This is a genomic window from Nonlabens sp., from assembly GCF_965657255.1.
In the GTDB taxonomy this organism is placed as follows: domain Bacteria; phylum Bacteroidota; class Bacteroidia; order Flavobacteriales; family Flavobacteriaceae; genus Nonlabens.
This window is the reverse complement of sequence record NZ_CBFHNM010000008.1, coordinates 84,085-96,151: the sequence shown is the minus strand read 5'-3', so window position 1 is coordinate 96,151 and position 12,067 is coordinate 84,085. Positions and strand designations below refer to the sequence as shown.

Below are 12,067 nucleotides of genomic sequence, written 5' to 3'. Positions count from 1 at the left end.
CTCATGTTTTATACATTCAAAAAGTTTCCATGAAACTTTGGGTATAAGATTTTACGACTGCTGCCATAAAAACATTCCCAGAGGGAATTAGTTGTGCGGCTCATCGCGTTCATCAATGGACTGTTTTTACCATCTATAAAAACATCCATCGCAGGAATCATTAACAATTGCGCTTTTAAAGCTGTACTAACTTCTTCAATATTCTCACCACTTACCACTAGTTCCCAAACAATATGATCTACAAAAGGTCGATAAGGTTCCATCACATCATCTGCTAGTGTAAAGGCGTTATATTTATTAGAATGAAAAATTCCTATGCTGGGTAATAAACCACTAGAGATGAGTGCTCTTGCTGTTACGGCTCTTAAAATGGCATAGCCATAATTGAGCAAACCATTAGGCGCAACCCCTTTTTGATTCCTGCTAAAATCTGGAATATCAAACAAATTTTGAAAATAAAATGCAGCAGCAAGTGCTTCTTGATTATTATGATCGGCTGTTTTTACTTCTTTGGCATAGCGGTGTAACCGTAATGGATTCTTACCTAATTTTTTAAAATGTAAAGCTTGGTTTTCAATTTTTGCAATAACGGTTTGTTGCCATAGGTTCTTTTTCAATGGAACACTGGCATTTAATTGATGACGATACCTTTCTGTCTGCTCACTGTGACCTTGCAGCGGTTGCAGAAAGCCAGTAGGTAAGTGCTGTGCATTACAAGTAATGACCGCCGTTTTATTATCTACCAGTTTCCTTATCAAACCTGTGGTAATGGTAATTTGTGGATGTTCTAAAACGATGTATCCTAGATCTTCAATAGGTATGGTTTTCTTTTCCTGATCCTCATCGGGAAAAGAAACTACCAGCTGATCGTTTTTAGTGCTGAGGTAGGCAGGATTACCGAAGAATAAGGTTCTTTTGATCATGATTTAATATTCTCCTATTTGAACGATTTGACCTAAGTGATTCATCCTCACTTTTACACAATTATGTAACTTCTCATCATTGAGTGATTTAATGTGGAAATACGTTATGTTTTTAAGGTTTGTATTTCCCTTAGGGGAAGCGTCAAGATGATGTCTGAAAATAAAATCTCTTATTACATTATTACCATACTTAACAATGGATATTGATTGAACATAAAATAGATATGGACTAATTACATTCATATTCTCCATACGTTTAAGGTCTAATTTGTCTAATTTAAAATCTTCATCTGGAAAAACAAACATTTCATTTTGCTTTAAACTAAATAACAATTCCCAGCCTTCAGGGTTAGTACTTCTAACGATAGATTCATTATTGTTTTTTCTAACTACAGCTTCATAAAAAGAAACCACTTCTTCATCTAAATTTCCATCTGGACTTTTGTAAATCGCCACATGATGATTATTTCCCGTACTTACGAAGTCTACTGGTATTTGATTTTCTGATTCATCGAGAATGTCATTGCCTAAATGATCTTTCTTGTGATGTAAAGATTCTGCATTACTCACTCCAGTAATCGTAACTCTTTTAATAGCTATTTGTTTTTCTTCATGCAGCCAAATAGGATTTTTGTCAAGGTCAGAAAATGCTTTTTTAGCATCGCCACCACAATCTAGAAAACGTTTTATTAATAACCTACGGATATTTCCATCTACAATTTTTTCTAATAGTTTTTCGGTTTTAAAATTATCTGGATTTACGTCTTTTCTTATCGTGTATATTTCCTCAAAACATTGCACTTCCTTAACTGGTTCATCCTTATAAATTAGAGGTAGGTTTTTTAGAGTTTTTATGTCGAAGGCGATTTCTGGTTTGTTATGATGTAATTCTAGATGTTTAAGTACTGATTTTTTAATTTCAGTATTTACTATCAGTTGAGCATCATTAAGAGTGAACTTCTTGTTTAACTTGGTTTTTTTATCTAGAATTCTTTTAGATTTTCCATAAATAGTTTCTTTGTGTAGTTGCCCTCTAGGAGTTTGCTGCCTTTTTTTATGAATAGATCCATCCTTGCCCTTGGTGGTATTCACATTCCAGGTAACGACCTTATTTTTATTCTTAAAACTGATAAGGATATCTTCAATGTGTTTTTTTGCGCTTTTGCGGAAGCGAGGTAAGGGTTTTATAAATACACGTTTACCATTATTGTTTACCGTAGTGATTTGTTTTTCAATGTTTTTAATAATGGGATGATGGTCACTTTTTTCATTACGTCTTGCGTTGTAATTATTGATGTATTGAACATGATTGCGAGTGGTAAACGCTACAGTTAACGCATCCATAGCATGATGTCTATGGTCATTCCGTTTAGACCAGTCTTTTATGACTTCATATTTCTTCATATTTCCAGACCCAAGGTCTAACCGCTCTTCGAACTTTGTAAGTCCTAAAGCACGATATTTAGGAAGATTGAGTTCTTTCATTACATTGATTAAATCCCAATCTTTGCGCAATCTATCAGTTACAGATCCACTGGTAGAAAGTACATTTTCAAATACCTCAAAAAGCATGTCCTTTGCTTTTTTTGCAATGTACTGACTGTTGCGTAAATCTCTCTCGATAAAACCATCTGGAATATCATTTTGAGTGCGTAAAAGTTTTATCTGTTTTGCCTTACTTATTGCTCCGGTTTTATAAAGCATTTCTACACGTTGCGTATAATTTTCAATACTAGATGCATATTCATTTGTTATGAAATCGATAGCAGTACGATCTGCTTTTTTAAGATTGTCTTCTCTAAATGCAAGCGTTTTATTAGAATAAGAATCATCATAAGTTAAAGCTTTAGGTATGATGTGTTCTATATCTATCTTTTTAGAAAAAAGATCTTCGTGTTTAATAGGTTGATTACGGAATATATCTTTAAACCCATTCTTCTCTAGTTCTAAAAATAAGCGATAGCGTACCACATCATTTTTAGTAGGGTTAGGGATTCCAAATGTTTTTGTGATGTACTTTTTTAAATCTTCATTACGTTTTGTAGCATCGGCAATCCCTTTGGTCATATCTGCTCTTTCTTTTGCAGATTTTTTGAGTTCTCTTGCCAGTTCTATTCTTATTTCATCTGGTTTCCCGTAAGTTTCAATCACTTGGTTAACCACATTTACCATTTGATTGAGGATTTTTTCAACAACAGAATTGCGCAGGCTATTTTTCTTAATTAAATCGAGATGAGGTTTTAATTTACGATTTTCTAACTCTTCTTTAGTTAAACTATGAGAGTGGTTGTATCCTGCTTCTTTGCAAGCATCTGGATAAATATGTCCTGTTTCTAGAAATGGCATTATTTTTCTCAATGCCTTTGCAGATAGGTTTCCATGATCTGCTGTAAAGACAACTGATGCCATCAACTTTGCATACTCTGGTTTAAAACTAAATTTGTGATGAAGTGATTTTTTTAAGTTAACACTTTCGTTACCATAGATGAGCCTGTCAGATTCTGTTATTTTATCGTCTGTTTCAGTTGCGTAAAGAAGGTGCCATAATTGATATGATGCTTGTTTATCCCAATTATCAATATAAGCGTCAAATCGAAGAATGCCTTTGTCGATTCCTATTAACGGTAGAGTGTTTTCTAGTTCTTCAAGGATGTTACTTGCAGTGGCTTTACTCCAGTCTATGCCATAACCTTCATTTGTAGAAATGGTTTGAAGTACATTGAATATTTTAGAATTAGTGTGGTTACCTTCTATGGGAAGAGCAGCTCTATCTTTTGTCTTATCATAGTTACTTTTCCAATTTCTAACTTTTCCTAAATCAATGAAGTTAGATATGATTTTTAATAATACAGTGGCAGATAAATTACCTCTTACATTAAGTTCTTGAAATAATAACTGCCTCACTTCTTCATCTAGTTCTTTAACAATGAGGGATTTACCTTCTTCCTCATTATAATACTCAAGATTGTTTAGGTTTTGCCAGATTTTAGCCTGTTGAAATAAAGGAGAAGATTTAGGAATAACTTTTCTCCCTATGGTTCTTTGTTTAGTTTTACCAGTTTCTGTGTCTATATAATCTTGTTTCCAGCTTTCAAATTTACAGTAACTTAATAGGCCTTTTTGAGATTTTACTTTGCGCTGGTAAAAGATGATTATATCTCTTACTTTTTCCTTCAGTTGCGGTGATAGAACTTCATGATATTTAGCTTGTGTTTCCCATATTTTTTCAAACTCGTCCAGATAGTCTTGTCTATAAAACACCTGGTTTTTTAGTGAGGTATTTGGATTTTTGCTGAGTTGATCATATAAATACTGACCTACCGTTTTATTCTCAAAATGCAATTCTTTACTACGGTCAGATATTTTCCCTAAATAATCACTACTGCTATTAAGTTCTCCGTTTATTTCTTGTAAAACTATAACGAGTTGTTCTAGATCTAATTTTTCTGAAAGCGCTTTTGCACGCCACTGATAGTTCTCTAGTTTCTTTTGAGATGAATTTCCAGTACGTTTTATACCTACGAGATTAAAAGGTATTTCACAAATTGCCCAAGTAGCGTTTTTATTTTTTCCTTGTAATTCTGTAAATAATGAATCTTCTAGAATCTCCTTATAATATTTTTTTTGGTAATTCCAGATTTTTTTAAATTCAGCTAGCAAATCTGAGCGATAAAAATCTGGAATGAATTTTTTACCGTTATTTAACAGTGATAAAACATATTGACCAGGAGTTAAGTTTTCATCATATAACTTTTTAGCTACGTCCATTCCGTCTATAGCTACACCATCAGTCTCTTGAACAGTTTTTCTACTACTCTTGTAGCCACGCTTTTTGTTTATTGTTATTAATACCTTTGTGAAATCTTCTAATGAGATTTCACTGGTGGCTGCTTGAGCTCTTAAGGATAGAGTTTGATGAGTTGTCCCTTTACCTATTTCAGTTAATTGAGTATTAACATCAATTATTTTGTTTTTTAGCAGAACATCGATAAGATTCTTTCTACGCAATTTATAACGTTGTAAATTTCTTCTAGCAGCTCTTTTTAAAGTCCTATCGGCATTGGTTGACAACGGTCTTCCTTTTTCAAAGTCCGTTTTTTCATCTACTGTTAAAGGATTAACTCTAACGCCTAATTTTATAATAGATGAACTCTCATCTTTTTCAGTTGCCTCATTTACAAGTGCCCATCCTATGGATGTTGTCCCTAAATCTAGTCCTAATATTTTTTTCATAATCTAATTCTATGTATTTTCGTAACACTGAAAGCAATTCACAATAAGGATTATTCCGTTGTGAAAACATTTAAAGCGGCCTGAAAGGGTCGCTTTTTTCATTTTCATATTTTCGTACAATTTTTTCTCCTCATTTTTCTCAAAATAAAAACCCCAAAAACCACTCACGTCAAGCAAGCAGTTTTCAGGGGTTTTTAAAAATAAGAAAAAGAACCTTGTTTCAGGTCAACTCCTCAGAAAAAAATATATAAAATCTTCAAAGGATAAAGTGAGAATAGTCTAGAAAGGCTTTAGTTGGATTGATTTACTAGGTGTTTGGTACACTTTCGCGAAAGCGAAATTTTAATAATCAAAAACAAGAAATAAGAGTCAAGAAGAAAGAAACAAGAAACAAGAAACAAAATCAAAACTTAAACTTAAAAGCTCACAAACTCACATCTCAACGACTCACAACTCACAAACTCACAGCTCAGAGACTAAAACCTCACAACCTCAATAACTTAAGCCATAACGATCATTTAACGTAACAAAACGTTAAATACCAATAAATAAGAGTACTTTTGCAGCCGCTTAGAAGCATTATTTTTTATGAAAGATATCAGAAACATCGCGATTATTGCTCACGTAGACCACGGTAAGACTACGTTAGTAGACAAGATTTTACACCATTGTGAAACCTTCCGTGAGAATGAAACTACCGGAGATTTAATACTTGATAACAACGATATTGAACGTGAACGTGGGATTACTATTCTTGCAAAGAACGTTTCAGTAATGTACAAAGGAACAAAGATTAACATTATCGATACTCCTGGTCACGCCGATTTTGGTGGTGAGGTAGAACGTGTATTGAACATGGCAGATGGTGTACTACTTCTAGTAGATGCATTTGAAGGTCCTATGCCACAAACTCGTTTTGTACTACAAAAAGCGATCGACCTTGGGTTAAAGCCTTGTGTAGTTGTTAATAAAGTAGATAAAGAAAATTGTACTCCTGACGAGGTGCATGAATCTGTTTTTGATTTAATGTTTGAACTAGGTGCTGAAGAATGGCAACTAGACTTCCCAACCGTTTATGGTAGTGCAAAGAATAACTGGATGTCTGAGGACTGGAAGAATGAAACTACTGATATTGAGCCATTATTAGATATGGTTATCGAGCATGTTCCTGCTCCTAAAGTGGAAGAAGGAACTACTCAATTATTGATTACTTCTTTAGATTTTTCTAACTATACAGGTCGTATTGCGATAGGTAGAGTAAAAAGAGGTTCTATAAAAGAAGGGCAAAATGTTTCTCTTTGTAAGCGTGATGGTACTATCCAAAAAACAAAAGTAAAAGAAGTTTACGTTTTTGACGGAATGGGAAAGGCCAAAACCGATGAAGTAATGGCTGGTGATATTTGTGCTGTTGTAGGACTAGAAGGTTTTGAAATAGGCGATAGTGTTGCCGATTTTGAAAATCCAGAAGCGATGGAAACTATTGCTATTGATGAGCCTACAATGAGTATGTTGTTTACAATTAACGATTCTCCATTCTTTGGTAAGGATGGTAAATTTGTAACCTCTAGACACATTAATGACCGTCTTACTAAAGAATTAGAAAAAAACCTTGCTTTACAGGTACACGATACTGGTAGTGCAGATAAATTCATGGTTTTCGGTCGTGGTGTATTGCACCTTTCTGTATTAATTGAAACGATGCGTCGTGAAGGTTATGAATTACAAATAGGACAGCCACAAGTAATCATTAAAGAAATTGATGGTGTTAAATGTGAGCCTGTTGAAGAGCTTACCATTGACTTACCAGAAGAAGTAAGTGGTAAAGCTGTTGAAATGGTAACGCTTAGAAAAGGTGAAATGACTAGTATGGCGCCTAAAGGGCAACGTATGATTTGTGAATTTAAAATACCTTCTCGTGGTATCATAGGTTTACGTAATCAGTTGATCACAGCTACTGCTGGAGAGGCGATTATGAACCACCGTTTTGTAGGTTTTGAACCATATAAAGGAGAGATAGCAGGACGTATCAATGGATCTATGATCTCTATGGAAAAAGGAACTTCTATTCCTTATTCCATGGATAAATTACAAGATCGTGGTAAATTCTTTATTTATCCAGGTGAAGAGATTTATGGTGGTCAGGTAGTAGGAGAGAATTCTAGACCAGATGATCTAGCGATTAACCTTACTAAGACTAAGAAATTATCTAACGTACGTAGTGCTGGTAATGATGATAAAGTAAAAATTGCTCCACCAGTAAAGTTTACTCTAGAAGAAGCTCTTGAATACATACAAAAAGATGAATATGTAGAAGTAACGCCTAATCACTTAAGACTGCGTAAAATCATTCTTGATGAAGGAATGCGTAAACGTGCAGGAAAGCAAGTAGGATAATATTTTATAATGTTATATTTAAAAAGGCCGTCTTAATTGACGGTCTTTTTTGTTTGAAATACTTTTTTCTGCAAAATTTAGGATTAGAAATAATGTGTGAATAATAGTAAACAGTCATAAAAAGCTTTCTAGAAATCCTGCCAGTGCTTATGTTTCCTTCTTCTTATATTTACAACAAATAAATCTTTTGAGTATTACGATCAAAAAATACCAACCAGAAAATGCTACCCATTGGAATGCTTTTTTAAAGAAGTCTATCAACGGTACATTTCTTTTTGATCGCAGTTTTATGGATTATCACAGCGATCGATTTGATGATCATAGTTTGATGATTTATGAAGAGGACCAATTGATAGGAATTGTACCTGCGCATACAAAAGAAAACTGTTTTTACAGTCATCGAGGTCTGACTTATGGTATTCCAGTTGTGTTAGAAAATAAAACTAGAGCAGTTATAGTTGCCGTTTTAGAGTACTTGGATAACTCCGCTTTCGCGAAAGCGGAATTTAATCTAACACCTCAACATTACCATAAAGATAACTATATTCTATCTTCAAAATTAGTAGAAAATGGTTTCAAAATAGGTCGAATACTTCACAATATGTCTGTCGATCTTAAAGCAAACCTGAATATATCTTCAAAAAAAAGCATCGGTTACCGAAATGGTAAATTTGAAAACCTGAAAATAGAAAGAGGTGCAGATTTTAAGTCTTTTTGGGAATTAGTCTTAGTACCTTCTTTAAGAGCACGTCATAATTCTATGCCTGTGCATAGTCTAGAAGAAATAGAATTACTGGCATCTAGATTTCCTAATCATATCATCCAGCATAATGTTTATAGCGATCAAGAATTACTAGCAGGAATAACGTTTTTTATTAAGGGTAAGGTTATCAAGTCACAGTATGCTGCCAGTTCACCTGCAGGGATGAAAACAGATGCCGTAGGTTATATTTATATAGAAGCCATGAAAGAATATAAACATATAGGATATCATGTAATGGATCTAGGACCAGTTAATACATCTGATGGTAGTATTAATGAAGGTTTGTATAGATTTAAAAAACAGTTAGGAAGTGAAATGGAAGAAGTGTTAAGACTAGAAAAAGCCTATAAATAAAAAACCGCCTTTAATAAGTAGCTATCAAACACTTATTTCAAGACGGTTATTCAACCAAACTTAACTTATTTTTCTTTTTCATAATATCAGAGGAGTTTATAATTAATTAAAGGCTAATTCAATAATCTAAACAATAGTTCTTTTAATATGATAGTACAAATTTAGAGCTATTAAGAAGTTTAAGGTACTAATTGCTTGTTAAGCAATGTTAACCAGTGTTATCAATTTTTAGCAAAAAAGCGATTATTTTTGCTACATACTTTTAACAAATGAAGCATACCAAAAGATCTTTTCATTTTGCGATAATCTCGTCAGTTTTACTAGTTGTATTTACCATTCTATCGCAAACAACAAGAACTGTAGACAACAACATTAACGACATTACTGGATATTTAATGACCTTATTTTTTGTTACAATTCTAATGGGTTTTTTCTTTAGTATTTTGAGTATCAAAGAAAATTATCACTGGAAAAAGTATTTGGGAATAGGTATTAATTTTTTCTTAGTAATCATGACAGGTATCGCAATTGCTGGTAATTTACAAGACATTATAAAAGTCTTTGGTTAGCTTAGTTTTGTTGCTGTATATTCGTTATTCTATAGTATCTAAATGATTTAAAAATAAAAACGCAAATTCCATATTTAGATTTAAAACCTTTAAACGATAGGTTTGCACGGCAGGACTTAAAAACTTTCAAAGAAATTCATACCTCTGGGAGATTTATAGGTGGTGAATGGGTCACTAGATTTGAGAAAGAATTTGCTTCTTATTGTGGTGCTGTTCATTGTGTGGGAACCGGAAATGGTCTAGATGCGTTAACTATAATTTTGAAAGCAGAAATTGCCTTAGGAAATCTTCCTGTTAATGCAAAAATATTGGTGCCAGCGCATACGTATATCGCAACTTTTTTGAGTATCATTCATGCAGGTATGCAACCTATACCGGTAGATGTAGAACAGCTCAATTTAACTGGAAATATTCTACAACAAATCACATCAGAATATGATGCGATAATAGTGGTGGACATTTATGGTAAACTGGTTGAGGATGAGGTCTACGCTTTCGCGAAAGCGAAACAAAAAAAAATCTATTGCGACACAGCACAATCTCATGGAGCAACAAATGCCTGTGGTGTAAAATCGGGAAACCTGGCAAGAGCAAGTGCTTTTTCTTTTTACCCTACTAAAAACTTGGGCGCCATAGGTGATGCAGGAGCTATCACCACAAATGATAAGGAGCTGGCTAATATGTGCCGCAAAATAGCTAATTACGGTAGGCAAAGTCGTTATAAAAATAGCGTCATAGGAGTCAACTCTAGATTAGATCCATTGCAAGCTGGATTTTTATTAAATAGATTACCACTTCTAGATTCAGATAATAAAAGGCGTGTTGAGATTGCTAATTATTACTTGGATCACATTGATAACGATAAAGTAATCGTATTATCTCATGATTTTACAAATCATAGTGCTGTACATGTATTTCCTGTTTTTGTAAAAAATAGAAATGTATTTGTTAGTTATCTAGATCATAAAGGGATAGGAACAAGTGTCCATTATGAAGTGCCACCGCATAAACAAAATGCCTTTAAGGAGTTGAATCATCTTACATTTCCAGTTACTGAAGAATTACATCGTACCGAGGTAAGTTTACCATGTCATCCATTATTAAAAGATGAAGAAGTGTTACAAATAGTAAGAGTTGTTAATGCTTACTAGATGAGAAGATTGCTAGATAAATTTAATAAAAATTTATTGCTCAAGGTTGCTGGGTTCAATTCTATTCATATTTTTCTTAAAATAGGAACAGGTGCCATCATGTCCTGGATTCTGGCTAATTATGTAGGTGCTGCAGGAATGGGTGTTTTAGGTAATTTGCGCAATTTTATGCAAGGACTATTAACCTTTTCTGTGCTAGGACTAGAGAACGGTTTAGTTAAAAATACAGCTCAATATCAAGAACAGCCGCTTCAATTAAAAAAAGTTTTTAATACCAGTTGGGTATTGAGTATTGCTGCAAGTAGTGTTGCGGCAATTATTGTTTTTTTTGCTGCTTCGTGGTTGGATCAACAGCTTATTGCTACAGATGTTGATTTTTCAATAGTTTTTAAGCTCATCGCTTTTTCACTACCGTTTTATGTGATTTTTATTTTCATCACTAGTTTGATGCAGGGATTTGAATGGTATAAGAAATTTATCATACTTAATATCATCATCAGTATTTTAGTGTTTGCCATGTCTGCAGGACTAGTTTATCAGTACAATTTAACTGGTGCTTTATATTCCTTAGTTTTTGTTCCTGTAATTCAATGTGCAGCAGCATTATTTTATTGGTTATCTCAATATGATCAACCGGTACATTTAAAAGAATTATTGGGCTTTCATTTTGATGGACGTACAAGTCGACAGTTGTTTAAATACAGTATTATGGCATTAGTAAGTGCCTTATTGATACCTCTAGTGAATATTTTAGTAAGAGAATATGTACGATCAGAGGTTAGTGATGAGGCTGCTGGCTGGTGGGAAGCTGTGGTTCGTATTTCTAGTTATTACATGCTTTTTGTGACTAGTTTAATCAGTCTTTATGTTTTACCTAGTTTGAGTAAAGACACAACTTATTCTAATTACCGATCTACGATTTTAAATTTTTATAAAACTATTTTGCCACTGGTAATCATCGGTTTAATTGCCGTTTACCTCTCTAGGAATTTCCTTATATCATTTCTTTTTACTGAAGAGTTTGAGCCATCTACTACCATGTTTAAATGGCAGTTGCTTGGTGACTTTGTCAAAATTATAACTACTGTAATGGCTTTTAGGTTTATAGCTGTTAATGATTTATGGCGCTATCTCATTGCAGAAGTTTTGAGCATTCTTTCCTTTTATTTATTCTCCTTATACTTTATACCTTTGTATCAAGAAGAAGGTGTGGTGATCGCTTACTTAGGTAACTATTTATTTTATTTTGTTCTACTTCTTATCATATTGCGTAAGGAACTTTTTACTAAACACCAACTGATTTAATTGCTATCAGGTACGCCGGTGCGTCTAACTTGTTTGATAACAGTGTCTGATTTTTTTAAATTAAGACGGTTATCTTTTTCGGTTATAATTGCCATAAAGGTATACGTCGTTTCAGCATTTTTCAATGGAATCATTTCTAGAAGACCCACTTTAGTTTTAGCTGGAATAGTTTTATTCATCCGTCGGTCTGCACGTTCTCTAATAGCCTTACTGTTTACTCTAAAAAATGATCTAGATCTTTATCAGTAGTATTCTCTGCAACATATACAATACTTCTTTTTTTTACGGATAGTAATATCTATGCCTGGTTGCATACTTTGATCGGGAGAAATGAAAAGAAGCAAGAGAATAAAACTTGTGAACTTCATAGCACTA

At 33.5% G+C, this 12,067-nt stretch carries 8 protein-coding genes; 5 read left to right on the top strand and 3 right to left on the bottom strand.

The features are described from left to right. Positions 1-8 precede the first annotated feature (8 nt). Positions 9-923, bottom strand: coding sequence for a type II CRISPR-associated endonuclease Cas1 (gene cas1, locus ACTF54_RS10325; protein WP_438969292.1), 915 nt, complete (start codon positions 921-923; stop codon positions 9-11). Positions 924-926: 3 nt separating this feature from the next. Beyond that, a complete protein-coding gene (cas9, locus tag ACTF54_RS10320) occupies positions 927-5,156 on the bottom strand; it encodes a type II CRISPR RNA-guided endonuclease Cas9 (RefSeq protein ID WP_438969291.1) in 4,230 nt (1,409 codons plus the stop codon). A gap of 588 nt (positions 5,157-5,744) precedes the next feature. Here cas9 and typA point away from each other — a divergent pair. The 5 genes from typA (at position 5,745) to ACTF54_RS10295 (ending at position 11,692) form a co-directional block, all read left to right on the top strand. Continuing rightward, positions 5,745-7,550, top strand: a complete 1,806-nt coding sequence (gene typA / locus ACTF54_RS10315) for a translational GTPase TypA (RefSeq protein ID WP_347201981.1) — start codon at positions 5,745-5,747, stop codon at positions 7,548-7,550. A 187-nt stretch (positions 7,551-7,737) separates the two neighbouring features. Further along, positions 7,738-8,667 carry a hypothetical protein gene (locus ACTF54_RS10310; protein WP_438969290.1) on the top strand — a complete coding sequence of 310 codons (930 nt, stop codon included), beginning with the start codon at positions 7,738-7,740 and terminating at the stop codon, positions 8,665-8,667. Positions 8,668-8,936: 269 nt separating this feature from the next. Next, complete coding sequence (locus tag ACTF54_RS10305; RefSeq protein WP_438969289.1) at positions 8,937-9,236, top strand: hypothetical protein; 300 nt, start codon at positions 8,937-8,939, stop codon at positions 9,234-9,236. Positions 9,237-9,289: 53 nt separating this feature from the next. Then, positions 9,290-10,387, top strand: coding sequence for a DegT/DnrJ/EryC1/StrS family aminotransferase (locus tag ACTF54_RS10300; protein WP_438969314.1), 1,098 nt, complete (start codon positions 9,290-9,292; stop codon positions 10,385-10,387). Continuing rightward, the gene (locus tag ACTF54_RS10295) at positions 10,388-11,692 is read left to right on the top strand and encodes an O-antigen translocase (protein WP_438969288.1); all 1,305 of its coding nucleotides are present in this window, start codon (positions 10,388-10,390) and stop codon (positions 11,690-11,692) included. Here the strand turns inward: ACTF54_RS10295 and ACTF54_RS10290 are convergent. Next, the gene (locus ACTF54_RS10290) at positions 11,689-11,871 is read right to left on the bottom strand and encodes a hypothetical protein (RefSeq protein WP_438969287.1); all 183 of its coding nucleotides are present in this window, start codon (positions 11,869-11,871) and stop codon (positions 11,689-11,691) included. The genes ACTF54_RS10295 and ACTF54_RS10290 overlap by 4 nt on opposite strands. Between the last annotated feature and the right edge of the window lie 196 nt (positions 11,872-12,067).